Annotated in this window: 20 protein-coding genes and 1 tRNA gene; 19 read left to right on the top strand and 2 right to left on the bottom strand. The window is 63.7% G+C overall.

Annotation, left to right across the window (positions count from 1 at the left end; translation table 11 throughout):
* The first annotated feature begins 170 nt into the window (after nt 1-170).
* The 5 genes from ACWF5H_RS16295 to ACWF5H_RS16275 all read left to right on the top strand — a co-directional run bounded on the left by ACWF5H_RS16295 (nt 171) and on the right by ACWF5H_RS16275 (nt 6,531).
* Nucleotides 171-1,124: a TatD family hydrolase gene (locus ACWF5H_RS16295; RefSeq protein ID WP_452038131.1), complete on the top strand. Its 954-nt coding sequence runs from the start codon at nt 171-173 to the stop codon at nt 1,122-1,124.
* Between the two features lie 329 nt (nt 1,125-1,453).
* Nucleotides 1,454-2,566, top strand: coding sequence for a ubiquitin-like domain-containing protein (locus ACWF5H_RS16290; RefSeq protein WP_452038129.1), 1,113 nt, complete (start codon nt 1,454-1,456; stop codon nt 2,564-2,566).
* A 122-nt stretch (nt 2,567-2,688) separates the two neighbouring features.
* On the top strand, nt 2,689-3,609 hold the full coding sequence (gene rsmA, locus ACWF5H_RS16285; protein ID WP_452038128.1) for a 16S rRNA (adenine(1518)-N(6)/adenine(1519)-N(6))-dimethyltransferase RsmA: 921 nt from the start codon (nt 2,689-2,691) through the stop codon (nt 3,607-3,609).
* A gap of 18 nt (nt 3,610-3,627) precedes the next feature.
* The gene (locus ACWF5H_RS16280; protein ID WP_452038127.1) at nt 3,628-4,563 is read left to right on the top strand and encodes a 4-(cytidine 5'-diphospho)-2-C-methyl-D-erythritol kinase; all 936 of its coding nucleotides are present in this window, start codon (nt 3,628-3,630) and stop codon (nt 4,561-4,563) included.
* 72 nt (nt 4,564-4,635) lie between these two features.
* Nucleotides 4,636-6,531 (top strand): ABC-F family ATP-binding cassette domain-containing protein, encoded by a 1,896-nt coding sequence (locus tag ACWF5H_RS16275; protein WP_452038125.1) that lies wholly within the window; start codon nt 4,636-4,638, stop codon nt 6,529-6,531.
* A 9-nt stretch (nt 6,532-6,540) separates the two neighbouring features.
* Here ACWF5H_RS16275 and ACWF5H_RS16270 read toward each other — a convergent pair whose 3' ends face one another.
* A complete protein-coding gene (locus ACWF5H_RS16270) occupies nt 6,541-7,032 on the bottom strand; it encodes a MarR family winged helix-turn-helix transcriptional regulator (protein WP_364651229.1) in 492 nt (163 codons plus the stop codon).
* A 125-nt stretch (nt 7,033-7,157) separates the two neighbouring features.
* Between ACWF5H_RS16270 and ACWF5H_RS16265 the strand changes: the two genes are divergently transcribed.
* The 3 genes from ACWF5H_RS16265 to ACWF5H_RS16255 all read left to right on the top strand — a co-directional run bounded on the left by ACWF5H_RS16265 (nt 7,158) and on the right by ACWF5H_RS16255 (nt 10,950).
* Entirely contained in the window at nt 7,158-7,733 is a 576-nt protein-coding gene (locus ACWF5H_RS16265) for an NADPH-dependent FMN reductase (RefSeq protein WP_452038123.1), read from the top strand.
* A gap of 168 nt (nt 7,734-7,901) precedes the next feature.
* Nucleotides 7,902-9,050: a cell division protein ZapE gene (gene zapE, locus ACWF5H_RS16260; protein ID WP_452038121.1), complete on the top strand. Its 1,149-nt coding sequence runs from the start codon at nt 7,902-7,904 to the stop codon at nt 9,048-9,050.
* A gap of 172 nt (nt 9,051-9,222) precedes the next feature.
* Complete coding sequence (locus ACWF5H_RS16255) at nt 9,223-10,950, top strand: ATP-binding protein (RefSeq protein WP_452038119.1); 1,728 nt, start codon at nt 9,223-9,225, stop codon at nt 10,948-10,950.
* 82 nt (nt 10,951-11,032) lie between these two features.
* Here the strand turns inward: ACWF5H_RS16255 and ACWF5H_RS16250 are convergent, their stop codons facing one another.
* Nucleotides 11,033-11,203, bottom strand: a complete 171-nt coding sequence (locus tag ACWF5H_RS16250) for a hypothetical protein (protein ID WP_452038118.1) — start codon at nt 11,201-11,203, stop codon at nt 11,033-11,035.
* A 205-nt stretch (nt 11,204-11,408) separates the two neighbouring features.
* On the opposite strand from ACWF5H_RS16250, the gene ACWF5H_RS16245 reads away from it, so the two are divergent.
* From ACWF5H_RS16245 to ACWF5H_RS16195, 11 genes are all read left to right on the top strand, one after another.
* Nucleotides 11,409-12,443, top strand: a complete 1,035-nt coding sequence (locus tag ACWF5H_RS16245) for a hypothetical protein (RefSeq protein ID WP_452038117.1) — start codon at nt 11,409-11,411, stop codon at nt 12,441-12,443.
* Nucleotides 12,444-12,659: 216 nt separating this feature from the next.
* On the top strand, nt 12,660-13,046 hold the full coding sequence (locus tag ACWF5H_RS16240; RefSeq protein ID WP_452038116.1) for an STAS/SEC14 domain-containing protein: 387 nt from the start codon (nt 12,660-12,662) through the stop codon (nt 13,044-13,046).
* A complete protein-coding gene (locus ACWF5H_RS16235) occupies nt 13,036-14,625 on the top strand; it encodes an EAL domain-containing protein (protein WP_452038114.1) in 1,590 nt (529 codons plus the stop codon). The genes ACWF5H_RS16240 and ACWF5H_RS16235 overlap by 11 nt, the downstream gene beginning before the upstream one ends.
* Before the next feature lie 209 nt (nt 14,626-14,834).
* Nucleotides 14,835-14,906: transfer RNA gene (locus ACWF5H_RS16230), tRNA-Gln, on the top strand.
* Between the two features lie 56 nt (nt 14,907-14,962).
* Nucleotides 14,963-16,501 (top strand): bifunctional UDP-N-acetylglucosamine diphosphorylase/glucosamine-1-phosphate N-acetyltransferase GlmU, encoded by a 1,539-nt coding sequence (gene glmU, locus ACWF5H_RS16225; protein WP_452038137.1) that lies wholly within the window; start codon nt 14,963-14,965, stop codon nt 16,499-16,501.
* The gene (locus ACWF5H_RS16220) at nt 16,498-17,481 is read left to right on the top strand and encodes a ribose-phosphate diphosphokinase (RefSeq protein WP_452038113.1); all 984 of its coding nucleotides are present in this window, start codon (nt 16,498-16,500) and stop codon (nt 17,479-17,481) included. Before glmU ends, ACWF5H_RS16220 begins: the two co-directional genes overlap by 4 nt.
* Before the next feature lie 356 nt (nt 17,482-17,837).
* On the top strand, nt 17,838-18,437 hold the full coding sequence (locus tag ACWF5H_RS16215; protein WP_452038112.1) for a 50S ribosomal protein L25/general stress protein Ctc: 600 nt from the start codon (nt 17,838-17,840) through the stop codon (nt 18,435-18,437).
* Between the two features lie 109 nt (nt 18,438-18,546).
* Entirely contained in the window at nt 18,547-19,131 is a 585-nt protein-coding gene (gene pth, locus ACWF5H_RS16210; RefSeq protein ID WP_452038111.1) for an aminoacyl-tRNA hydrolase, read from the top strand.
* 472 nt (nt 19,132-19,603) lie between these two features.
* A complete protein-coding gene (locus tag ACWF5H_RS16205; RefSeq protein ID WP_452038110.1) occupies nt 19,604-22,249 on the top strand; it encodes a LuxR C-terminal-related transcriptional regulator in 2,646 nt (881 codons plus the stop codon).
* The gene (locus tag ACWF5H_RS16200; RefSeq protein WP_452038109.1) at nt 22,246-24,918 is read left to right on the top strand and encodes a LuxR C-terminal-related transcriptional regulator; all 2,673 of its coding nucleotides are present in this window, start codon (nt 22,246-22,248) and stop codon (nt 24,916-24,918) included. The genes ACWF5H_RS16205 and ACWF5H_RS16200 overlap by 4 nt, the downstream gene beginning before the upstream one ends.
* 547 nt (nt 24,919-25,465) lie before the next feature.
* The gene (locus ACWF5H_RS16195) at nt 25,466-26,968 is read left to right on the top strand and encodes a sugar transferase (protein WP_452038108.1); all 1,503 of its coding nucleotides are present in this window, start codon (nt 25,466-25,468) and stop codon (nt 26,966-26,968) included.
* The last annotated feature ends 2 nt before the right edge of the window (nt 26,969-26,970 follow it).

Here is a 26,970-nt window from a genome sequence, read left to right as displayed (position 1 = left end):
GAGGATATTCACTGAGTCAACGAAGCCGCTATCCGGAGGTTTTCAAATGAGGCAACGAATCAGACTTCCCGGAGGTATTGCAATGAGGCAACAGGGACACATGAAACGTTTGTTTGAGACGCCCGATGAGGGCCGCGGGAGCGCGGGCGCTGCTTCAGTAGGCTGGAACCATGGCCACATTTCCAGCCGCCGTCGCCGGCGAGACGCCCCCCGCTTACCTAGCTGACAGCACAGCGGCCCAGACCTCCGCGGTGCGCAGCCCCACCGAGGGCGACGGCCGGCGTCGTAATCTGAGTTATCCGCCGGCGCCCGAGCCGCTGCCGGTGCCGGTGATGGACAACCACACCCACCTGGACTTTCGCGACGGGCTGGTGTCGGTGACGATCCGGCAGGCGATGGACGCCGCCGAGGCAGTGGGCGTCGCCGGCGCGGTCCAGGTCGGCTGCGATCTGGAGTCCTCGCGCTTCACGCTCCAAGCAGTACAGGCCGAGCCCCGGTTGCTGGGTGCGGTGGCCATCCATCCCAACGACGCACCCCCGCTGGCCGAAGCCGGCACGTTGGAGCAGGCCCTGGCGGAAATCGAGGCCATTGCCGGGCATCCGCGGATTCGGGCCATCGGTGAGACCGGCCTGGACTACTACCGGACGGAAGCCGGAGGGCGGGGTGCCCAGCAGGATTCGTTCCGCCGCCACATCGACATGGCCAAGCGGCTGGGCCTGGCCCTGCAGATCCATGACCGCGACGCCCACGAGGACGTAGTCCGGGTGCTGCATGAGGAGGGTGCCCCGGAGAAGGTGGTGTTCCACTGCTTCTCCGGCGATGCCGCGCTGGCCAGGATCTGCAATGACAATGGCTGGCACATGTCCTTCGCCGGCACCGTCAGCTTCAAGAACTCCGATGGCCTGCGCGAGGCGCTGGGCATCGCCGAACCGGCCCTGGTGCTGGCCGAAACCGATGCGCCCTTCCTGACCCCACACCCCTACCGGGGGCGTCCCAACGCCAGCTACCTGGTGCCCTACACCGTGCGGTCGATGGCGCAGGTGCTGGATAAGGATTTGGCCACGTTATGCACAGAAGTGGCGCAAAACACGCAGCGTGTCTACGGCCCGTGGCATAACGAATGACACGGCGGTATTTTTCCTAGCCAGCCCCGGGAAGCAGCCCGGAGCTGACTGCTGGGGCGGGGGCCGGACCGGGAGGCCAAAGCTACCCGCGGGTAGCTCGGCTTGTCGCCATGTCACGTTTCGATTACGGTAGGTAGCTAATGGCCGGGGTCGGGGAAGGCATCCGGACATTGCCACACCGGTAGCGGTTGCAGTTGGACGTTCCGTTCGTACGCCCAAACAGCCGCTGCAGGTGCTGCCTGCACTCGCATCGTGCCGTGGGAATCGGCTCGCTCTACGCGTGTGCCTTCATGTCCCCGTGCCCGGAAGCTGCAACAGATTCGGGAACCGTGACAAACGCGCTGAAGAACCGCTGGGTGAAGATCGCCGGCCAGGTCGTCGTCATGACCGCACTGGTCCTTGGACTGGTTGCCTTCGTGGGCAACAACAAGTCCGTGACGCTGACGGTTGACGGGCAGGCGAGCACCGTCTCCACGTTCGGCTCCACGGTGGCCGATGTCCTCGCCGAATCCGAGGTTGAGGTGGGCGAACGCGACGACGTGACACCGGCAGTCAGCGAGGAAATCTCCGACGGCGCCAACATCGAAGTGGTCACGGCCAAGCCGGTCAACGTGAACGTGGACGGCGACAGCTCCACGGTCCACACCACGGCCGCCACCGTCCGGGAACTGCTGGACGAGCTGGAAGTCACCGACGAGTCCGCCCTGTCGGCGCCGCTGACCGCCGAACTGGCCTCGGTAGGCGGAGTAACCATCTCGACCCCGAAGAATGTCACGATCGCCGCCGACGGCAAGACCCGCAAGGAAGTCTCCACGGCGACGACCATCGGCGACCTGCTGAAGGAACACGACATCAAGGTCCGCAAGGACGACAAGCTCTCCGTTGCCGCCAAGGAGCCGGTCGAGGAGGGCACCAAGGTCAAGGTGACCCGGATCGACCGCGAACAGGTCGAGGAGACCGAGTCCATTGCGTTCGGGACGGACGAGACAACCAACTCCTCCATGTTCAACGACGAGGAAAAGGTCACCCGTGCCGGCGAGCCCGGCGAACGGGTCAAGGTCTACGAGATCGTGCTGACCGACGGCAAGGAAACCAGCCGGAAGCTGGTCCGGGAAAAGGTCACCCGCGAACCGGTCAGCCAGAAGATCACGGTTGGCACGAAGAAGCGCCCGGCCAAGGTCAACAACGCCAACGTAGGCGGCGCCTGGCAGGCGCTGGCAGAATGCGAGTCAGGCGGCAACTGGTCCATCAACACGGGCAACGGCTACTCCGGAGGCCTGCAGTTCAGCGCCAGCTCCTGGCTGGGCGCTGGCGGCGGCAAGTACGCCCCCTACGCCTACATGGCCACCCCGTCGGAGCAGATCGCGACCGCCGAAGTGCTGCGCGGCAACGGAGGATGGGGCCACTGGCCCGCCTGCGCCTCCAAGCTGGGATTGCTCTAAGCATTCCCGTCAGTTACTTCGCCCACCTCGGGCCCGGGCATCGCGGCCCGGGCCTGAGGTGCGTTAAGGCGGGTGGAACGGGGCCGCCGCGGCAGCGGGCTCCGGCCCGATACGATGGCACAGTGACAGAACCACATTCCACTCCCGGCACCGGATCGCGGCAGAACAACGGGGAAGCCGCGGCCGCACCCGTCAAGCCGTTGCTCGGAGCCGCCGACATCCGCAGGCTCGCGGCCGAACTGGACGTGCGTCCGACCAAGACCCTCGGCCAAAACTTTGTGATCGACGGCAACACCATCCGCAGGATCGTGGCCACGGCCGACGTTGTTCCCGGCGAGACGGTGCTGGAGGTTGGTCCCGGCCTCGGCTCACTCACGCTGGGGCTGCTGGATGCCGCCGGGCATGTGGTCGCCGTCGAGATCGATCCCAAGCTTGCCGCCCGTCTGGAGCAGACAGCTTCCGAATGGCGTCCCGATGCAGCCGGCCGGCTGGACGTGGTGCTGGCGGACGCCTTGCAGGTCACCGAGCTGCCGAAGGCTCCGGACGCGCTGGTCGCGAACCTGCCCTACAATGTCGCCGTGCCCGTGGTCCTGCACCTGCTGGAGCACTTCCCGTCGCTGCGGCACGGCTTGGTCATGGTCCAGGACGAGGTGGCCGACCGGCTGGCCGCCGATCCCGGTTCCAAGATCTACGGCGTCCCCAGCGTCAAGGCCGCGTGGTACGGCAGCATGCGCAAGGCGGGGGTGATCGGAATGAACGTTTTTTGGCCGGCACCCAAGATCGCCTCCGGCCTGGTCGAGTTCACCCGCGGCGAGCCGCCCGTGACCCGCGCCCCGCGCCGCGAGGTGTTCGCCGTCATTGATGCCGCCTTCGCGCAGCGCCGCAAGACGCTGCGGGCGGCCCTGGCCGGTTGGGCCGGCAGCGCCGCACGGGCGGAGGAAGCCCTGCGCCAGGCCAATGTGGATCCCAGCGCCCGTGGGGAAGTGCTGGACATTGCTGCCTTTGCCCGGATCGCGGAATTCAACCATCCGCTTCTCGGCTAGGAAGGTCATGGCACGATGATGAGCAGAACACGTCCGGTCCGCGTGATGGCGCCGGGAAAGATCAACGTCTCCTTCCGCGTGGGCGGCCCCCGGGCAGATGGCTATCACTCGGTGGCCAGCGTTTATTTGGCCCTCTCGCTGTACGAGGAAGTCACCGCAACGGCCCGCGACGACGAGGCCATCACGGTGAATGTGCGCAATGGGGACGGCCTGGACTTCGACCTGGAGGGCATTCCGCTGGATGCCTCCAACCTGGCGGTGCAGGCCGCGGAACTGATCCGCGAAACCTCCGGCCACCCGCAGGGTGTGCACCTGGACATCATCAAGCGGGTCCCCATTGCGGGCGGGATGGGCGGCGGTTCGGCCGACGCCGCTGCCGCCCTGGTGGCCTGCAGCGCGCTCTGGAATACCGGCTACTCGCGCGACGAACTGATCGGGCTGGCCGGCGGACTCGGCGCCGACGTGCCGTTCGCGCTGCACGGCGGAGTCGCCGTCGGGCTCGGGGTCGGGGACCGGCTGACGCCGGCGCTGGCGCGCAGCGAAATGCACTGGGTGCTGGTCCCGGCCTCGTTCGGCCTGTCGACGCCCAAGGTCTATGCCGTGGCCGACGACCTGCGCGCGCGCCGCGGCCAGGTGCCGGACGAGCCGGAGCAGGTGGAGCCGGCGGTCCTGCAGGCTATGCAGTCCGGCGACGTCCACCAATTGGCGGGTTGTTTGCACAATGACCTACAGGAGGCGGCCATCGAACTGGCGCCCGAGCTTGCCGATATCCTTGAACTGGGCCGTGCCGAAGGCGCACTGGCCGGCCTGGTTTCCGGGTCCGGCCCCACCGTGGCCTTCCTGACCGCAGGACGGCAGGAAGCCGCAGAACTGGGGCAGCGGCTCTCCGATGTCGCCGGCGTGGTTGCCCTGCCGGTCCGCGGACCGGTCCACGGCGCCCGGATCATGGCCTGACGACAGGTTCCTCCACGGGCCAGCCAACGGCCCGCCCCCCGCACTAGCTCAAAGCAACAGAAAGCAGCACCCTTGGTCCACTTGCTCGGCGCAGAAAACGTCAGCGTCTCCTTTGCCACCCGCACCATCCTGGATTCGGTGTCCCTCGGCCTGAACGAGGGCGACCGGATCGGCATGGTGGGGCGCAACGGCGACGGCAAGTCCACCCTGATGCGGCTGCTGTCGCAGCGCAGCACGCCCGACGACGGCCGGGTCACCAAGCGCGGCGACGTCAACGTGGGCTACCTGGACCAGCAGGACGTGCTCGACGGCGACCTGCCGGTCGGCGTGGCGATCGTGGGCGAGGCAGCCGAGCACGAGTGGGCCTCCAACCCGCGGATCCGCGAAATCATGGACGGTCTGGTGGGCGACGTCGACTGGCATGCCGCGGTGTCCTCGCTGTCCGGCGGGCAGCGCCGCCGGGTTGCCCTCGCCAAGCTGCTGATCGAGCCGCATGACGTGATCATGCTCGACGAGCCGACCAACCACCTCGACGTCGAGGGCGTGGCCTGGCTGGCCCGGCACCTCAAGACCAGGTGGCGCCCGAATGAGGGTGCCTTCCTGGTGGTCACCCACGACCGCTGGTTCCTGGACGAAGTGTGTACCCGGACTTGGGAAGTCCATGACGGTGTAGTGGATCCGTTCGACGGCGGTTATGCCGCCTATGTCCTGGCTCGCGCCGAACGCAACCGCACAGCCGCCGTCGTCGAAGGGAAAAGGCAGCAGCTGGTCAAGAAGGAGCTGGCCTGGCTGCGGCGCGGGGCCCCGGCCCGGACCGCGAAGCCGAAGTTCAGGATCGAAGCCGCCAATGAACTGATTGCCGATGTGCCGGAGCCCCGGGACGCGGTGGCGCTGAACAAGATGGCCACCGCTCGGCTCGGTAAAGACGTGCTGGACCTGGAACACGTCTCCTACACCCCACCGCCCAGGCCCGGTGATCGACCAAGCGAGGAACGCGAGCGCACCGGTGATCGACCGAGCGAGGAACGAGCGCGCGGAGATCTCGACGGCGGAGCCGGCCCGCTCTTCGACAACATCACCTTGCGGCTGGCGCCGGGTGAACGGCTCGGCCTGGTGGGAGTCAACGGCGCGGGCAAGACCACGTTGCTTCGGCTGCTGAACGGCGAGATCCAGCCCACAGTCGGCAAGGTCAAGCGGGGCAAGACGGTGCAGACCGCCATGCTGACCCAGGAGGTCCGCGAACTCGACGACGTCATGGATCTGCGTGTGGTGGAAGTGATCCAGCGCGAACGCCAGGTCTTCAACATTGGCGGACGCGAGGTGTCAGCCAGCCAACTGGTGGAACAGCTCGGCTTTTCCAAAGAAAAACAGTGGACGCCGGTGCGCGACCTCTCCGGCGGTGAGCGGCGGCGGCTGCAGTTGCTGCGGCTCTTGGTCGGCGAGCCCAACGTGCTGATGCTGGACGAGCCCACCAACGACTTGGATACGGACACGCTGGCCGCGGTGGAGGACGTGTTGGACGGATGGCCGGGCACGCTGGTGGTGGTCTCGCATGACCGCTACCTGCTGGAGCGGGTGACCGACCACCAAATGGCGCTGCTGGGCGACGGCAAGCTCCGCGGCCTGCCCGGGGGAGTGGACCAGTACCTCGAGCTGCGCGAGGCATCGCTCGCCGGCAAGTCCTCGCCGGCTCCGGCAAGCGGCGGCGCGGCTGTGACGGCTCCCGGCACCGTCCATAGCGAAGCCGACAAGCGCCAGGCCAAGAAGGACCTCAATCGGATTGAACGCCAGCTGGGCAAGCTGGCCCAGCAGGAGGACAAACTCAAGGAGCAGATGCACACCGCCGGCGCCAAGGCCGACGTCGATTTTTCCGGGCTGGCGGAGATGAACCGGAAGCTCCAGGAGATCGCCGGGGAGAAGGAAGGCCTGGAGCTGGAGTGGCTGGAGGTCTCCGAAATCCTCGAGTGAGCCTGACGCTCAGGACGACTTTTTGGTGTTCCCCCAAAGGCCGGCGTCGCGGATGGACTGCTGCATCTTGGTGGTGGCGGACAACAACGCCTCGCGTTCGGCATCGGACAGCGGATCGAAGACGTTCTCCCGCACAAAGGTCACGTGGCCCGGTGCAGCCTGTCGGATGGCGTTCCAGCCGGCCGAAGTCATCGAGATGTTGAAACCGCGCGCGTCGGTGGCGCAGGTGACCCGCTCCACCAGCCCGCGGGCCTCCATCCGCTTGAGCAGATGGGAGAGCCGGCTGCGTTCCCAGTCCAACTGCTGCGCAATGTCCCGGGCGCGCATGACGCCGTCGTCAGCCTCCGAGAGGGAAGCCAGCACCGAATACTCCACACCGGAAAGGTCGGAGTCCCGCAGGAGCTGGCGGTCCATCGCCGACTCAAATCCCCACAGCAGCTCGCGGAAGGCGCGCCAGACCTCCTGCTCGTGATCGTTCAGCCAACGGGTGTCGGAGTTCACGGTGCGCCTTTCTCTTCTTTGGTTGACAGATCAAGTTTCCCTGTTGCATGATTGACATGTCAACAAAACGATGACGTGTCAACAGTTGGGACGCGTCGGGACCAGACCTCGAAGGGGTTCATTACATGACCAAGATCGCTATCGTCACCGGCAGCACCCGTCCGGGTCGAGTCAACAAGCAGGTTGCCGACTGGGTTCTCGCCCAGGCCGCCGCTCGCACCGACGCCGAGTTCGAGGTTGTCGACATCGCCGACTTCAACCTGCCCCTGCTGGACGAAGCTTACCCGGCTGCCTACCAGAACTACCAGAACGACCACACCAAGACCTGGTCGGCCAAGATCGCCGAGTTCGATGGCTTCATCTTCGTCACCGGCGAGTACAACCACACCGTCACGCCGGCCCTGACCAACGCCCTGTCCTACCTGAACGTTGAATTCAACAACAAGGCCGCCGGTATCGTTTCCTACGGTTCCATGGGTGGCGCCCGCGCCGCCGAGCACCTGCGCAACATCCTGTCCGAGCTGCAGATTGCCCACGTGCGCAACCAGGTCATGTTCTCGCTGTTCACCGATTTCGAGAACTTCGCCGATTTCAAGCCGACCGAGCAGAATGCCGGCACCCTGGCCCCGATGATCGACCAGCTCGTCCCGTGGACCAAGGCCATGGAGTCTGTCCGCGCCGCCGCTGTAGCTGCCAACTAACCTGCGGATATCGCGGCCGCTGGCCGCTTGACGTTTCGCACAGCAGGGCGCTCTGTGCTTCCCGGAAGGGAGGCCGGGGCGCCCTGCCGCTGTTAAGCTGGTTCCCGGCCCGAGCGGGCTGACGGCCAGGGTCAACATGTTGTCGGAATCGGGAGAAGGAGGGCCTGCGTGGACGCAGGAAACACTGTGGCCGCCCGGCCCGGTAAGTTTCGCGCCCGGCAGCGGCTGCTCGACCATTTCGAACACGCAGCCTCCACAGCCGGCTTCCGCTTGGATGGAGACCAGCAGGAGGCGGCGCGTCTGCTGGCCGACGCCGGTGCCGGGCTGACGGCGAGTGCCTTGCCGCTTCCGGGAAAGCGCCGCGGGCTCTATCTGTGGGGTCCGGTGGGGCGGGGCAAGAGCTGGCTGGCCCAACGATTCTTCGACGCCGTGGACCTGCCGGATAAGAAGCGCTGGCATTTCCACGACCTGTTCCGCCAGCTGCACGCCCACCGGCGCGATGCGCAGGACCCGGCCAGCCGGCCGCCGGGTACCAGTGCCGTAGACATGGCCATCGACGTGCTGCTGCAGGACTGCACCCTGCTGGTGGTGGACGAATTCCATGTACACGATCCCGGCGACGGCCAGTTGCTGGCTAGGCTGCTGCGCGAGGTCCACCGCCGCGGCACCACGCTGGTGGCCACGTCCAACTATCCGCCCGAGCAGCTGATGCCCAGCGAAGACTTCCACGCCCTGTTCGAGCCGACCATTGCGCTGATCCGCCGAACCATGCACATCGCCTCCGTCGCCGGCCCCATGGACTATCGCACGCTGAGGCTCGGGCAGTCCCGCGGGCAGGATGACGACGGCGGTGCCCGCCTCGGGCAGTTCAGCGACGGCGCCATGGTGCTCGCCCCAGGCGGACCCAACGACCCGCGGGTCGCCGAGGCGGGTCTTGAGTGGCCGTCCGCGGCCGAGGCTCAGGAACTGCGCCCGGGGAGCCAACCGATTTCCGTTCTCCGGTGCACCGCGGATGAAGTGTGGTTCGACTTCCAAAACCTGTGCGAAGGTCCTACCGCCGCCTCCGACTATTTGGCGCTGCTGCCGCACTCCGCGCACTGGGTCATTTCCGGAGTGCCGCGCCGCGACCACATCAGCATGAACGGCTGGCAACGCTTGAGCAATATCGTGGACATCCTCTACGACGCCGATGTGCCGCTGACGCTCATCAGTGCTGAGCCGCTGGACCTGGGACCGTCAGCCAGCCGGTCCGCGGTGGACGTCTCCCGCATTGCCAGCCGGCTGCGCACCCTCGGCAGCGTGGGCGTCGCCGGCTGACTCGGCGGTGCCCCCGGCGGGCCTTCGCCGTCCGGCGTCCGGTGTCTTCGCGGTGGCTCCCGAACTCCTGCCGTAATCTGCCATTTCCCGTCGAGGGGCACTGCTAGTCTTCATTCATAATGTCAGGGGGCCGGGACAACGCCGGGCCGCATTCAAAGCAGGAGGAATTGCCGTGCGGACCGTTGCAGGTGAGCTCGGGACTGAAGTTCGCCCAACGGTACTGGTCGGCGCATCCGATGCCGCAAACCGTGACTTCCTGCGCACAGCCCTCGAAGCTGCCGGAATGACCGTGACGGATTATGCCACCGCGGCCCAGGTCTTGGATGAGCTGCAGCGAAATCCACCGGACATCCTCCTGGTGGACGCCGGCGACATGTCACTGGCAGGGATGGAAGCCGTGCGCAGGCTTTCCGACCGCCAGGCCGGGGCCCAATGGCGAGTGATGCTGATGGCCACCGAAGACGAACTGCCGCTGGTCGAACGCGGTTATGAAATGGGCGTCTCGGACTACCTGATCAAGCCGCTATCGGCATCCAACGTGGTTAACCGCGTACGTGTGACCCTCGCCAGATCGGAACACCGGCGCCGTGAGCGCAACGGTGTGGCTGTCCTCCGCGACCAAATCCGCCGCGTCTCCGAGGGTATCCGCAGCACCAACGACCCGGAAGAGATGATCACGCTCGCGCTGCGCGGGATCGGCGCGGCCTTCGAAACCGATCAGGTGTGGATCCGCACCTTGGATGACGAAAGAGTGCCGCACACCGCCGCCGAGTGGGCCAGCGACGCCGCCCACGACACCATGGACATGCCGCACCGTACCGAGGATGAGGTGCTGCAGTTGGCCTCCGCTCTCTGGACCAAGGGCAGCGTCCTCACGTCGGCCGACAATGGCAGGATCGACTTGACCGAGCACCCCGGTGTAATGGAGTGGTTTGCCACCGCGCGGGGGAAGGCGTCGATGCTGGCGCCCCTGGGACAGGGATCGAAAGCATTCGGACTGATTTGCCTCATCCGCCATGGGCAGCCTCGGGCGTGGTCCCCGGCCGAAATATCGCTGCTCCAACATGTGGCCGGAAATCTGGCCCACGGGCTCATCCAGGGTCACCTGATCACGGCGCAGCAGGAAGTCGTGGAAAAGCTCCGTGAACTGGACCAGGCAAAGTCAAACTTCGTGGCAACCGTCAACCACGAGCTCCGGACGCCGCTGACGTCAATCACCGGCTACTTGGAGCTGGTGCTGGACGGGGATGCCGGCGAAATCCCGGAGTCCGTGGCCCGGATGCTCAAGGTCGTCGGTCGGAATGCCACCCGCCTGCGTGAGCTGATTGAAGACATGCTGACCCTGTCCCGGATGGATTTCCAGAGCAGCGGATTAAAGACAGAACCGGTGGACCTGCCGCAGCTGCTGCGCATGGTGGCCACCGCCTTGGAACCAGCGGCCCAGGCCAAGAACGTCCAACTGGTGAGCGAGGGACTGGACACCCGGCTGGCCGCGGACGGCGATGCCAAAATGCTTGAGCAGGTCTTTGCCAACATCATGTCCAACGCCGTCAAGTTCACTCCCCAGGACGGGGCAGTGCGTGTCACCGTTGGCTCGGGCACTCATAACGACGACGGTGTTCCCTGCGCCATCGTTACGGTCGCCGACAGCGGGATCGGCATCCCGGACGATGATTTGCCGCAACTGTTTTCCCGTTTCTACCGCGCGTCCAACGCACACGCCATTCAAGGCACCGGCCTGGGCCTGGCAATCGTCAAGGGAATGGTGGACCAGCACCGCGGCAGCGTTTCCGTCGAATCAACCGTCGGGGTCGGCACCACATTCACCATCATCCTGCCGCTCTCGGGCGACGGTCAGCACCATGCGGCCGAATCCACCGGCGCCGTCACCGTTTCTTAAAGCACAAAGGCCGTGGCACGCATCCGAAGATACATGCCACGGCCTTGGCCGTTGAGCGGAACGTATTCCGCCCCTCAACGACTTAGTGCGGCCAGTAACCGATCATGGGCTTCAGGCTGCCGCCGTCAATCGTCTTGCTCTGGACGACGATGGAGGACGATTCGGTTGTATCCGCTGCAACAGCCGGGGCCGCAGCACCAACAACTGCCAGGACTGCAGCTACCAGAACGGATGCAGAAAATTTCTTCATCATGGTTCCTCATTCTTTCTTTATGCACAGATATGCAAATCCATACAGATGGTGGTGACACGATAAGTGTACAGAGAGCAGTACGAAGGGGCTAGTGGTGAAACGACACATTTCTCCGCTCCCAGAAGCAGGCTCTCTGAGCGAATAGGATCGGTATGAGAGTCGTGTGATGGCGCAACGCGATCGTAGGGAGCATGGAGGAAGCCGAATGGATTTGGCTGCTGGAGCAGGCGATGGTGTGTTGCTGGAATTGCGGGCACGAGAAGCGTTTGTGAAGAGGGAATACATTAGCTCTGCTGTCCTGGCGAAGCGATGCGCTGAACAGGCCGCCGAGGCCGGCGACCCCGGCACTTGGTGGCATATGACGTTCCTTGAGGCAGAAAGCTACAGGGAAAGTGGAGATCAAAAGAACTGCATCAACACCGCTCGAAGCCTGAAGCATCATTCGCTCTCCTTAGGGTCGGCCGAATTGATGTGCCGGGTACTTACGTTGGAATCAGTGTCGCTTCAGGGTATGGGCGAACTGAGGGAGGCGCTGACGACCGCTGAATCGGCCGTAAAGGTCGGTCAGGCTGCAGGTTTGCGGAATGAGATCCAGATAGGTGCTGAATCCGCCCTAGTGGCAGCACTCGCGGAGAGCGGACAAATTGACGAGGCCTGGGTGCACTGCCAGGACTTGATTCAACTCCTTAAGGTTGCCGCTGACGCACAGTTGGCCGGAAAAGGGTATTGGGCCGTCGGCAATGTGGCTTTCTTGCGGCAGGAGCCGGACATCGGGGTCTTGTATCACGGATTGGCCGCTGAGCAACTCTCGCCTTCGAATGACCTGCGGCTTTGGGCTTGGTTCAACATGAGCTCCGCGGCAATGCGCTTGTCTGCGGGCATCGCCGACCAAGAAACGGCAGACTGCATGGACCGTTCAGAGCTTGCTGGATCGATCATTGGAACCAGTGAACACGTCGGGCATCTGAATCAGTTGAACAGAGCACGATGGTTTTTCCTCACGGGCAAGCCGCAAGAAGCGGCGAAACTTCTAGGACCCATTTGCGGTCAGTCAGATTTGCCTCATCAGACTGCGGGAGAGGCAAACATGTTGCTCGCTAAAGCACTTCGCGAACAAGGCGATTGCGAAGCTGCGCTACGGCATTTGAAGGACAGCCAAGCGTACTTCAGTCAAGCAGGGGCCAAGGACCGTGCAGCTCAGGTTGCGGCGGAAATCGCAGGATTTCCTCAAGCCTCATGAATGTATTATTCGTCGTGTCATTGGGCGTGTCGTGAACAACGTTCGTTTACGCTATGAACAAATGGCGGAAGCCGTTGCGGCGTTGAAGCAGTAAGTTCTGAATTTGTTGGATGGGAGCTCAGGCTCCCTTCGAATCGTTGGGGAGCGGATGCACGTGTTAGGTCATGGCTGGCCCGAAAGGGTTATGGGAGCAGTATCTAACGACGACCCGGCTGTATGGGCCGCGTAGTCGACGCGGCCCGCGCCGCTGCTGCTGACATCAGTCGTTCCGGAGACGGCATCATCAGCGTCGACCTTCCGCGGGGCGCTGCTTTCACCGACGAAGTTGCCGTCAGTACCTCCTCACGGCTTCAGGTGCTTTCAGGCGGCCAGCCCTGCCGGGTACTCATGCGGTTGAGGGGCGTGGCTTCCATCTCGCGGATGGCACGGTCCATGCTCGGCCGGCAGACGAATGCGTCCGCGATCGCCTTGGTCGGCGAGTCACCCGTAGACCGGGTGATAGCTAATTTCGTGCTGGGCGCCGAACCCTCAGAATGCCCCGTCCGCTATTTCGACTCCGAACCGCAGGCCCTTGAGTGGCTGGAACGGGATAATGCCGCATAATCCCGACCCGCGGCTCCAGCAACTGGTCGACGGCATGGTTAGCCTGGCCGGCGGCGACCTGACCACAAGGATCGAGCCTTCGGCAGCGCGGGACGAGATCGACGCCGTGATCACCGGAGTTAACCTCCTGGCGGAGGAACTGGAGCTTAGCTACTCAGAGCTGGAGCAGCGCGTTGAAACCCGCACTGCGGAGCTGCGGCAGGCTCATCGGGATATGAGCCGCATGGCACTGACCGATGCCCTGACGGGTCTGGCCAACCGTACGGCCTTGGCCAACGAAATGGCCGCAGCCCTCGAGGATGCACGGTCCGGCCAGAGGACTCCGGCGCTGCTGCTGCTGGATCTGGATTCCTTTAAACAAGTCAACGACAGCTTCGGCCACGACGCCGGAGACCGCGTGCTGACCGTGGTGGGGAACAGGCTCCGGTCCATCGTGCGCGAAATAGACACAGTGGCGCGGCTGGGCGGGGACGAATTCGCCATCCTCTTGCCCCGGGCCACAACGGATCTCGCGCTTCAGGTCGCCAACAGGATCCTGGGGGTCCTGAACGACGATATTCGGCTCGACGAGCTGACCGTGTGGCCCCAAGCCAGTATTGGCGTACGGGTGGCCGATACAGGTCAGAGTGCACAAAGCTTGTTGCTCGACGCGGATACGGCCATGTATGAGGCGAAGAAAGATCCGCAGAATCGCATCAAGATTTTCCAGTCGCACATGCTGCAAGCGCGGCAGCTGCACAACCAAATTGCGTCCGAACTTCGAGGGGCCATAGCCACCGGGGGCTTTGAGCTGGAGTACCAGCCGGTGGTGGAGCTGAGCACCGGCTGCCCGCTCGGAGTGGAAGCACTGGTCAGGTGGAACCACCCGGTCCGGGGACGTGTCATGCCCAGCGACTTTATTCCGATGGCCGAGCAGACCGGCCTGATCATCGATCTGGGCCGGTGGACTCTTTCTGCCGCGGCGCATCAGTTTGCCGAGTGGTCGGCGGAATTGGATTTAGACCCCGGGTTCCAAATCCGGGTCAACCTCTCCGTCGCGGAACTGCAGCGGATCGACCTGGTGGATCATGTCCGCGGTGTCTTGAGGGACTCCGGGATAGCCGCTGAATCACTGGTCCTGGAAATCACCGAGACCGGCTTGGTCACCGGCGGTGAAGTTGAGACGTACTCGTTGCTGGCCCTGCGTAAGCTCGGCATCGGGATCGAAATCGATGATTTCGGCACCGGCTACTCTTCGATCAGCTACCTGCGCGAGCTGCCGGTCGACCTGGTCAAAGTCGACCGTTCCATCATTGCCACGCATTCGGCCGACGGGTCGCAGCAGGAATTCATCGCCGCGGTGCTCCAGCTCATCCGTGCTGCAGGCCTCGACGCGATTTTCGAAGGAATCGAGACGCAGGAGCAGGCCGAACAACTGCGCGATCTGGGCTGCACCGGCGGCCAAGGGTTCTATTTCAGTAAACCCGTGTCAGCGAAGCGGATCGCCCAACTGCTGCGCAGCGGCGCACGGCTCCCCGCGGCGGCAGATGAAGCGGACGGTGCCCTCACCAGCGTGGCGTCGTCGGCGCTTCCCGAATAATCCACGGCTGACTAGTTGCCTGACACCGAATGGCCGTTGGAAGGCCAGCAGTGCGAGGGCCCGTCTAGCGGGCGGCAACCGCTCACGGCCGGTCGATAGCAGCAGGCGGTCTCACCCAAACGACACCGGTCCGACGCCAAGTCGCATCGGGGTCGGAAATCGTGGCAAAATGGACACTTGTGCCGAGGAGGCAATCCTGCGCGGCACATTCCGCCCTGGTGTAATGGCAGCACCCCAGCCTTTGGAGCTGTGGAGTATAGGTTCGAATCCTATGGGCGGAACGATCACCGGCCGGTGAACGTGCGGTGTTGTGGCAGATAAGATGCCGTTAACCCCAATGTTCCGGCTACACCGGAATCAGCGCAGCGAGGAGTGCCACTTAGTGAGCCCCCAGGACGTCCACCAAAAAAACGTCAAAACAGCTTTATCGCCGGCAGCGGTCATTGTCCTGGCCGCGGGGGCGGGCACCCGTATGAAGTCCAAGAAGCCGAAGATCCTGCATGAGATCGGCGGAATTTCCATGGTGGGCCATGCCCTCGCCGCAGCCCGCGGCCTCGCACCCACGGTGCTGGCCGCCGTGGTTCGCCACGAGCGGGACCGAGTGGCGGAACACATTGCAGCACTGGACCCGGACGTCCTGATCGTTGATCAGGACGAAATTCCCGGAACAGGCCGGGCGGTGGAGGCGGCGCTGGAGGCCCTCCCGTCCGGACTGGACGGAACCGTGGTTGTTACGTATGGAGACGTTCCGCTCCTGACCAGCGACTTGCTTCGGAACCTGGTCGCCGAGCACGCCTCCGGCGGCAACGCCGTCACGGTGCTGACTGCGGTCCTCGACGATGCGGGCGGGTACGGCCGGATTGTCCGGGCCGCGGATGGCAGCGTCCAGGGGATTGTGGAACACAAGGACGCGACCGAGGATCAGCGGGCCATCCGCGAAGTTAATTCGGGTATTTATGCCTTCGATGCGGCGGTGCTTCGCGGTGCACTGTCCAAAATCACCACCGACAATGTCCAGGGCGAGAAGTACCTCACCGATGTGCTCTCGCTGGCGCGGGCCGACGGCGGGCGGGTGGCCGCCGTCGTCACCGCTGACCGGTGGCAGGTGGAGGGCGCCAACGACCGGGTTCAGCTGGCGGCCTTGGGCGCCGAGCACAACCGGCGGATCCTGCATGCTGCCATGCGCTCCGGCGTCAGCATTGTGGATCCGGCGACCACATGGGTCGATTCGACAGTGACGTTCGGGACCGACGTGACGCTGCTGCGGGGAACCCAACTGCATGGGTCCACGCATGTTGCCTCGGACGCGGTGGTGGGGCCGGACACGACGCTGAAGAACGTGACCGTGGGCGAGGGCGCCTCCGTGGTCAGGACGCACGGTTCCGACTCGGAGATCGGGCCCGGCGCCAAGGTTGGCCCCTTCACCTACCTGCGCCCCGGCACCGTTCTGGGCGAGCAGGGCAAGATCGGCGCATTCTACGAAACCAAGAACGTCACCATTGGCAAGGGCGCCAAGCTGTCCCATCTTGGCTACGCCGGAGATGCAGAAATCGGCGAGAACGCGAATATCGGCTGCGGCAACATCACTGCCAATTACGACGGCGAAAAGAAGCACCGCACCGTTATCGGCTCCAACGTGCGCACCGGATCCAACACGGTTTTCGTCGCCCCCGTGCAGGTCGGTGACGGTGCCTATTCGGGTGCCGGCGCCGTCATCCGCAAGGATGTCCCGGCCGGTGCGCTTGCGGTCAACGTTGCGCCGCAGCGAAACCTGGAAGGGTGGGTACAGAAGAACCGCCCCGGCAGCTCCTCCGCGGAAGCCGCCTCACAAACCTCCTCCACGCAATCTCCAACTGTAGAAAGTGATCCTTCATGAGCGGAATCAAGGCACAGGGCGAAAAGAGGCTGGTACTGGCTTCTGGACGTGCACATCCTGAACTGGCGCAGCAGATCGCCAAAGAGCTGGACATCGAACTGCTGCCCACCTCCGCCTACGACTTTGCAAACGGCGAGATCTACGTGCGGTTCGAGGAAAGCGTTCGCGGTACCGACGCCTTCGTCCTGCAGGCGCACCCGGCCCCGATCAACGAGTGGCTGATGGAGCACCTGATCATGGTGGACACCCTGAAGCGGGCCTCGGCGAAGCGGATCACCGTTGTGGCTCCGTTTTACCCGTATGCCCGGCAGGATAAGAAGCATCGCGGCCGCGAGCCGATTTCCGCACGCCTGGTGGCGGACATGTACAAGACAGCCGGCGCCGACCGGCTGATTTCCGTGGACCTGCACACCGCACAGATCCAGGGATTCTTCAACGGACCCGTCGACCACCTGATGGCCATTCCGCTGCTGGCCGACTATGTCCGCACCCGGGTGGATCTGGATAACGTGACGGTGGTTTCCCCCGATACCGGCCGCGTGCGCGTCGCCGAGCAGTGGGCCGAACGCCTTGGCGGGGCGCCGCTGGCCTTCGTGCACAAGTCCCGAGACGTCAACGTGCCCAACCAGGCGGTGTCCAAGCAGGTTGTGGGCCTGGTTGAGGGCCGCACCTGCGTTCTGATCGATGACATGATCGACACCGGCGGAACCATTTCCGGTGCCGTCCAGGTCCTGAAGAACGCCGGTGCCAAGGACGTGATCATCGCGGCCACTCACGCAGTCTTCTCCGATCCTGCAGCCCGCAGGCTGTCCGAAAGCGGAGCCAGGGAAGTGGTGGTCACCAACACGTTGCCGATCCCGCCGGAGAAGAACTTCAAGGAACTGACGGTCCTGTCGATCGCCCCGTTGATCGCCCGTGCGGTCCGGGAGGTCTTTGAAGACGGCTCGGTCACTAGCCTGTTTGACGGCAAGGCCGGATGACGGACGCTGCGGCCGGCTGAGCTCCACTCGGCCAGCAAGGCTCTCTGGTTGGGGCCGACGATGGGAAGCCTGCAGTGATTTGGGCCAGCCCGTGCCATCGTCGGCCCCTATGCCATGTCTCGGCTGCCCACGGCCTGCAGGCCTGGATCGAACCCAGACGAACCCAGATCGCCGCCGTGATTTTTTGATGCGAGATCCCGGCTGGTAAAGTTGAGCCATTGCCTAGGCGAGGGAGAGCCGGAACCGACTCTCCGTTATCGACGGTGGCTAGCAGCTTCGCTTCTCTGCACTGGTTTCGGTGCGGCGGGTCGGTCTCTAGGCACCCGCCCTGAACCATCCAGCACAAGGAGAACACCATGTCCGAGCAGAAGCTCGCAGCAGAAGTACGCAACGAATTCGGTAAGGGTGCTGCACGTCGTGCCCGCCGCAACGCCCAGATCCCCGCCGTCATCTACGGCCACGGCGCCGAGCCGCTGCACGTCCTGCTGCCGCAGAAGGCCACCACGCTGGCACTACGGACCTCCAACGCCTTGCTCACCCTGGATGTTGATGGGGAAGAGCACCTGGCCCTGGCCAAGGACATCCAGCGCGATCCGATCGCCCAGATCATCGAGCACGTTGACCTGCTGACCGTCCGCAAGGGCGAGAAGGTGCACGTGGATGTCAACATCCATGTTGCCGGCGAAGTTGCCGCCGGTGCTGTCTTCGATCTGGAAGAGTTCACCGTCCTGGTCGAAGCCGATGCGACCGCCCTGCCGGAGACCCTGACCATCAACGTTGAAGGCCGCGAGGTCGGCGAGCACGTGCACGCCACCGAGATCGAACTGCCTGCCGGCGTGAGCCTGCTGATTCCGGAAGACACCGTGATCGCTACGGTCTCCGCGCCGGCTGTGGCCGAGCCTGAAGCCGAGACGGCCGAAGCCGCAGCACCGTCCGCCGAAACCCCGGCTGAGTAACAACGCTTCGTCGAAGCCCCCGGTGACTGCTTTCCGCATTCGCCGGGGGCTTTGGTCTATCCCTAGGAAATTCGTTAATCTCCGCCACCGACCAAGGAGCACCTTCCCCGTGAGCAGCGACACCTGGCTGATAATCGGTCTGGGAAACCCCGGCCCAGGATACAGCGGCAACCGGCACAACGTCGGCCAGATGGCCCTCGATGAGCTGGCTGCTCGGACCGGCGGTTCATTCAAGTCGCACAAGACCCACTCACAGATTCTGGAAGGGCGTCTGGGTATTGGAGGGCCCCGGGTGGTGCTGGCCAAGCCGCTGACGTTTATGAACCTGTCAGGAGGACCGACGGCGGCGCTGTGCAACTTCTTCTCGATCGCACCGGACCATGTGGTGGCCTTACATGACGAGATCGACATCCCCTTCAACACGATCAAACTAAAGATCGGCGGGGGAGAAGGCGGTCACAACGGCCTTCGCGACATGTCCAAAGCACTCGGCACGAAGGACTACTACCGGGTGCGCATTGGTGTGGGGCGCCCGCCTGGGCGGATGGAAACAGCAGACCATGTGCTGCGCGATTTCTCGACGGCGGAAAAGAAAGAGCTGCCGTTCCTTGTGGACGACGCCGCAGATGCTGCCGAACTTCTCCTCCGCGAGGGCCTGCTGGCTGCGCAGCAAAAATTCCACGGCACCGCCTAGCAGGACTGAGCCCACCGGCGTCACAGACTCGTCGATTGGATCGTTTCAGCTTGATTGCCTAGAATCGAAGTAGCCATAAAGGCTCCTTGATCGGGGGTCGACGATGGGCGGCTTATGAGACTGGGCCACCCCCATCCCATCGTCGGCCCCTTTCCAGTGCCCGCGGCCAGCCTGAAACAGCGCATTCCAAAGTGCCGCCGGGTGGGCTGTACCGGCAGCGAACGCGGTGCATCCCACCGGCATATCCGCTGAGACATGAGGTCTTGGCAGGAGCCTGCTGGCGATTTCGTGTGGTCAATGTACCGCCGTTGCCCCGAAAAATTGGCCCTGTTGAGATTCGCGTTTTGCAGGTACGCTAAGCAACAGCCAGCAGGGAGGCTCATCGAGCGGGGGCCTGCGGCTGTATTTAGACACTGTGGATCCGGACTGGGGGGTTCGGGTTGAGCATTAACGGTTTCTTGGGGGGACCGGAATGACCCAGCTTACTTTGTCGTGGCCTTTCTCCGGCCGCACAGTTCAGATCGAGGCTCTTGAGTCGGTCCTGTCTGGTCCCGGCCGGCGGGGCATCGTGGTGGTCGGTGAAGCTGGGGTGGGGAAGACTGCACTGATCCAGCATGTCCTCAGGCGTGCTGGAGGCCAGGCGCATGTTGTGCATCTGCGCGGTTCTGCTTCGCTCGAAGGCACGTCCTACGGCGCATTCAACGTACTCCTCAGCCGGCACCAAGCCGAGTTGGCGCATCCGTTGCGGATCCTCGGCGGCATCTCAGATGCGATCCGGACGGAGGCGGCCGGCCTGCCCGTCATCATGTTCGTGGATAACGCTGAATCTCTGGACAGCCGTTCTGCCCTGACCGTCGCCCAGCTGGCCGCAGCGGGCATCGTGACACCGGTGGTCGCGGTACGCGACCTGACCCAAGCCCCGGAGCTGATGCGCATGTGGACCGACGGCGCGCTGGAACGGTTTGATCTGGAAGGGTTGTCACTCGAGGAATCTCGGGACATGCTCGCCGAGGCCCTTGAGGGCCCCCCGTCGGAGACCGTTGTCCAGCAATTATGGGGAACGTCGCGTGGGAATCCCCTGCTCCTTCAAGCGCTGGCTGGGGAGCAACGCGACGCTGGCCATCTGTTGCAACGCGATGGCGTGTGGGTTTGCCGTGATGATCTGATAGAACATGGCGGCCGAATTGCCGAAGCCGTTGATCTTGGTCTGGGACATCTCACCGCGGCCCAGCGTTCCCTGCTGGAAGTATGCGCGTTGGTAGAGGAACTGCCGCTGTGGGTGGCTACTGGATTGGCAGGACGGGATGAAGTGGACCAACTGGAGTCCCATCAGTTGGTCAGCATCAGGTTGGCCGACGGGCCCGTTCTGACGTTGGGTAGTCGGTTCCTCAGCGAGGTGGTCCGCGACAACGTGCCTCCCGGCCGGGCCAACAGGCTGCGTGAGCGACTCGAGGCAATCACCGAGGCCACGGACTTGACGCCGAACGGCAGGCTCGCTCACACCTTGTGGCGAATTGACTGCCGGCAGGAGACGGACCACAGGCTTGCCCTGGAGAGCGCCCGATTCGCGAACCGGTCAGGGAGTTACGAGACATGCCTGCGGATTCTCGACTCCCTGGGGGACCGGCGCCGGGACCCGGAAGTCGCCCTGGTTCAGCTGGTTGCGCTGGTAGGTTCGGGGCAGCAATGCCAGGCCCGTCAGTTGCTTGAATCGCTGGAGGCCGAGGACTTGGACCTCAATTCACGTGTTGATCTGGACCTTGTCACGGCGCAACTAGCCGGGATCAGCGGAGAATATGAATCCGCCCACCGGGCCATTGCTGCTGCACGCGCCAAGATAGGGAGCGACCAAGACATCGCCGTCAACGCGGAACTTCGCCTCCGAATCGAGCTGGCAGCGGCTGAGCTGTTGGCCCAAGATGGTCACCATGCGTCATCCATACCCGGATTGGAGCAGGTCCGACAGGATCTGCCAAGCAACGGCGCGGAACAATCACTGCGTGCGAACTGCCTCCTCGCCGAGGCCATGGCAGTGGCCGGCAGGAACGAGGACGGGTTACGGCTCGCCCAGACACTGATGGAGCGACTCAAGCGGGAGGGGCATCCCGCAGACCAGCTGGAATCAGCGGCCAGGGGCCTGTCCGTGGTCCGCCTTACTGCCAGGGACTGGCATGGCCACGACACCGCTTCGGCGGTCGATCAGTCTCCCGAGGCTGCAGAGAGGCGAACCCTCAGCGCAACTCCAAGCGTGGCGGAAGGCGTCATGGACGTCCATTGCGGCCGCGCGGCTCAGGCTTTGAAAACGCTCCGACCCCTTGTCAGTCAGTTGCGCCAGTTCGATCCTGACGGTCTGGTCGGTATCGCTTCGGCCGCGGCCGCTTACGCGAGTTGCTTGTGCGGCGATTTAGAAGGGGGCCGTGAGTATCTTCGCCAGGCTCAGGAATGCCGGACCATTCACAGCAGGGCTGCTTGGATCTTCGACTGCGACAGGGACTACTTTTTGGCCATGGCAGCGGCCACCTTCTCATCGAAAGAGTTGGCCTCTGCGAAGCTGCTGGAACAGGCCGATCAGCACCGTGTACGAGGAGCGCTGACGGCTGAACTGTTTGCCATCAGCGGTGCGGTCCGCCTCGGCGACTCCGCTGCAGCGGAGGAACTGGCCATTAAGGCTTCTGTTGTCCAAGGTGCATTCGCCCGGCTCTGCGAGCACTATGGCAAAGGGCTCGCGGGCGGGGACCCTGAACAACTCCTGTTGGCTGCCGAGCATGCCCACCTGATCGGGAATGACCTTTTTGCCCTCGATGCTGCCTTGGCTGCAGTCGCGCTGGCTGAGGATGCCGAGGACGGGGCGAGAACCGCAGCGGCAAGGGCCCGTACCCAGCAGTACCGCGCGCTGTTGGGGCCGGTCGGTGTGCAGGGTGAATCACACAGCCCGCTTACCGAGAAGGAAACGGATATCGCCTTGCGCGCGGTCGGCGGCCTGACGAACCGACAGATCGCCGACGAACTAGTCGTGTCCGTCCGGACCATCGAGAGCCATCTGTACCAGATTTACGCCAAGCTGCATGTCCGTGGCAGGTCGGAGCTTTCGGATGTGCTCGAGGTGTCCTCCAGATGAACCCCTTCGGCGCGGGGGACGAGCCGTTTATCGGCCGAGCTGTCTTACGGAAGGATGTCAAGGGGAGCCTGAACTCAGTCGTGGTGCATGGCGCGGTGATCGTGGCCGATGCCGGGATGGGGAAGTCCGCGCTTGTCCGCCGCGTTCTGCGGAACCCGGTGGATGGAACTCTGCCCCTCTGGATCCACGGGTCCCCGGTGCTTAGCGCTGTTCCGTTCGGTGCCATGGCGCCGCATGTGTCCCTCGAGTCCTCTGCGGACGCCCTGTCCGCGCTCACCGTCCTGCGCGGCTTCCGCGAGTTTCTGGAGGCCGACCAAACGGACCAAGAGGTCCGGCCGGTGGTGGTTGTTGATGACGCGCAGTATCTCGACGAGGACTCCGCCTTGCTCTTGGCCCAGCTGGCCGCAGCCAAGGAAGTGCGGCTTGTGGTGCTCACGCGGTCGATGACGGCGTTACCGCAAGACTTGCTTGCGTTGAGTAAAGACGGATTGCTGCGCCGGGTCGACCTTCCGCCGATGACGGCCGCTGAGGCGCACAGGTTGTGCGCCGCTCATCTGGGAGGCGATGTGCTGCCGTCCGCAGGGCGTTATTTCCACGCCGCGGCGCGGGGCAATCCCATGCTCGTGAAACTGCTTGTTGACCGAAGTCGAGGCGTTGGCCACTTGATACATCACAATGGGGTCTGGGTGCTGTCGGGAGCACCGCCCAAGCCCGGCCGCCTGATTGGTGATCTGGTGCAGGCACAGCTGTCCAGCCGGACTGTATCGGAACGCGTGCTGCTGGAAACCGTTGGCCTGGGTGAACCCGTGCCGCTTTCGGCTCTGCTAGCCCTAGGGGACTCGTCAGCAGTGGACGCCCTGGAAGATGACGGACTGATCACGCATGAAGACTGCCCGACTGGCCTCACTCGGTTGACGCAGCCCATGGTCGGCGCGGTCATTCGCGAAACGGTACCAATAGGGCGCCGCATGGCGCTGCGGAACGCACTAATCCACGTCTTGTACCCGGCGGATGAACCCGCCGGAAGTATCCTCCGCTGGGTAGAGTGGGCGCTGGACTGCGGTAGCAGCGTGTCCTCAAACGGGTTGCTGCGCGCGGCAGCGGAGGCCAACCAACGATGCGATCCGGACTTTGCCATTCGGGCTGCCACGAAGGTAACGGACCCGCAGCTGACGGTGGAGGCGAGAGTGGAACTTGCCTGCGCAAAGATGCTCCGAAATGAACCCGACGCTTCGGAGGAACTACTGGGCGGCCTCATATCTGCTGCGCCGAGCCTGAAAGCGGCCGAAGCTGCGGCATGGACGTCGGCCCGTTTTGCCTATGCAGCCAAAAAACCGGGATGTTGGGTAGGCAATTACGCCGTGGAATGGCGAGCAGTCATAGAACGCATTGCCGAGGAGCCGGGAGCCGATGCCAGCGCCGAGCAACTAGACGGTGCGCGGCTCAGCAATAAATTGTTGGAGTGCTACGCGCTGAACTGTGAAGGCCTCTACTCGAGCTCGCTGGCGAAATTGGCGGGCGTGACCGAGGACCATGACAAAGCACCGGTCAATAGAATGTTGGAACTGGCCTTGGTGGCCGAGGCTCTGGGGTTCACGGGAAAAATTGAGTCAGGAATTCAAGCCAGTAACGAAGCCATGCAGTTGCTAGCCGAAGGCGGACACGCCACGGAGGTTCACAGTGGACTGGTACTGCGCAGGCACCTCGAACTGTTGATTTTGGGGGGCCGATGGGAACAGATCGAAGACGTCTTCGCCTCGTATCCGTTCACCGAACCATGGGCATGGAATAACTTTGGCGGCACGATCGGTCTGACTGAGGCAAGAGTATTGTGCCGTCAGGGCCGGTTTGAGCAGGCTCTGCCACAGATCGGCATGAGTATCGAAGCGCTGCACCAAAATGATATGGAACAGCTGTTGCCTCTGGCACTCGGGCTGGGAGCCTATGCCGCGGCAGTCTGCGGCGAAAGGGAACTGGCAGAACAGTACAGCGCCGAACTCGAGGGGGCCCGTGCAGCAGGTCATGCCCATACGATGATGCTGGGGCGCTGTTACGGAGTGGCCGCGCGGGCGGCCATGGACGAAAAATCCGCGGAACTCATGGGATTGGCGGACCGGGTGGCAGACCAAGGCATGGCCGCCGTCGAAATGCACGCCCTGGAGCTGGGCTTGCACTTAGGATTCCCCGACCTACTGCGCCGCCTTGTCGACACTCCGCCCGATGATGAGGGGACAGACCGCCGGATTCTGGCCCAGATAGCGAAAGCCCACGTCGACGGAGACCTGGAAGCCATGGCATTCGCTGCAGCCAATGCCAAGGACGCCGGCTTCACACTGATGGCAGCCGCTTGCCTGGACCAGGCCCTCGTGTGTGCCCAGGACCTTCCCCGCCATCCGAGGCTCGCGAAGCTGCGCCGGGAAATCGTTGCGACCAGACAGGAACTGTCGGAGGTCACGAAGCCGGTCCCGGCCAAGGCCGCAGGAGCGCTGCCGGAGCTGACCCGCAGGGAGTCGGCCATCGCAGCACTGGTGCTCAGCGGCGCTTCGAACAAGGAAATCGCCAGCGAACTCGCTGTCTCCACTCGAACGGTTGAAGGCCACCTCTACCGCATGTTTTCGAAGCTGGGAATCAGCCGGCGGGAAGAACTTCCCAAACTGATCGGCAAGTAAGAGCAGTCTGGCGACGGGCTGCTCAGCGTCCGGCTTGTTCTGTCCGGACGCTCGGTATTTTGGTGAATCGTACTTCCGAGTACCCGTCCGCGGGTACTGAGTGGGAGCCGCCAGCTGGCCAAAAGACTTCGGGAAAAACCCAGTGGTCAGTACTCGTGAGCGCCCCTGACCGGATCCGTAGGCTTCAGGACACGAAGAACTTCTCAAACGGTTTTGCTGTTTGTTGGGGTTTTGCTGGGGGTTCAGTTGGGGTTCGAAATGATAGATCTACTTTCCGTGGGAACAGTGCGGCCCGGCCGCTCTCTCATCTTTAACCGCGCGTGTTCTGCCGGCCTGTTGGGTCACCCCGCCGCCGGGAGCACGCGGAACGCCCTGCCTACGGCTGCACAGTTGCAGCCGCACCGAGCCAGGGCCCCTTATACGGAGCCGGCGGCGCATGGGCTTGAGTTTGAAGCCCTGCCCCCAGCCGCCGCCGGCTCCTTCCCATTCCAGACCGGGATGCCGCCCCGGTTCCAGATCTCGACGCTCAGGCTGAGGGAGAACCGTTGTGCATAGTCCTACGACCCTGACCCGCGAATTTGGCTTTCGTATAGCCGTCCCCCGACCGCAGAAAAACGCTGCGGTTCATTCAGGAGTCCCGTGGCGCCGCCGCTACCTGCTGATGCTCCGGCTCACTGACGGCTTACTGATCGCCGCGACGATGGTCGCTTCGACTATCTGGCTGGACGCGGTCCCGGAAGAGCCGACGACTAGGACCTTCCTCGGCCATCCAGCTGCTGCGATGTTCATCGCCGTGGTTTGGTTCGGCATGACCAGCTTGATGCGAACCAGGGACCCCAGATTGATAGGTGTCGGCGCAGGGGAATACAAGCGGGTCGTCGACGCCAGCGCAGCGACCTTTGGGCTGGTGGCTGTTTGCTACGTTTTCCTGGACTCGCCCGGCCCGAGGGGATTCTTCTTCCTGACTTGGCCCGCGGGGCTGGTCTTGCTGCTGGCAGGACGTTGGGCCTGGCGCAACTGGCTCAACTATCAGAGCCGTTTCGGGCACTACCTGTCCAAGGTCATCGTGATGGGCAACCGCCACGACGTACGGTACGTGGTGGCGCAAATCGCTCGGAAATCGGGTGCTGCCTACGACGTCGTCGGTGTGGCTTTGGAAGGAAAATTGAAGTTCCCGGCCCTGCAGGTTGGTAAGAACGCTGTGCCCGTCGTGGGGAATTTGGATTCGATACAGGACGCCGTGGCTGCCAGTGGCGCCGACGCTGTCATAGTCGCCGGACAGTTGCACCGAGGGAATGGGTACATTCAGCGGCTCAGCTGGGAGCTGGAGAAGACCTCCACCGAACTTGTGGTCGCCTCGGCCCTAACGAACGTTGCCGGTCCGCGCATTCGTGTCCGGCCGGTTGAAGGCCTGCCGTTGATGCATGTTGAACTCCCGTCGTTCACGGGAGGTCGGCACGTTGTCAAACGCTGCCTCGATGTGCTCGGCTCCCTCAGCGCCCTGATCCTTCTGTCCCCGCTCATAGCCATGCTGGTGGTCGCCGTGAAGTTGGACAGCCGCGGCCCGGGGTTCTTCGTCCAGGAGCGTGTGGGCAAGGGCGGGCAGACGTTCCGGATGTACAAGCTGCGCTCGATGGTGGACAGCGCAGAAGACGAACTTGCACAACTCAAGCATTTGAACGAAGGCAACTCAGTCCTCTTCAAGCTTCGGGATGACCCCAGAGTCACCAGGGTTGGCCGCTGGATCCGGAAGTACTCGCTGGACGAACTGCCGCAGCTTTACAACGTTTTGCGTGGGGACATGTCCTTGGTAGGCCCGCGCCCGCCTTTGCACGATGAAGTCAGCAAATACGAAACCCATACCCACCGGCGCCTCTTCATCAAGCCCGGATGTACCGGACTGTGGCAGATCAACGGACGTTCTGATCTGGACTGGGAGGAGAGTGTCCGGCTCGACCTCTATTACGTGGAGAACTGGTCGGTCCTAGGGGACCTCATCATCATGTGGCGCACAGTGAAAGTCATGCTGAATCCAGTGGGGGCCTACTGATG

Source organism: Arthrobacter sp. NPDC055138 (assembly GCF_053607305.1).
The sequence above is the reverse complement of the archived record's forward strand: the minus strand, read 5'-3'. Positions and strand labels throughout refer to the sequence as shown.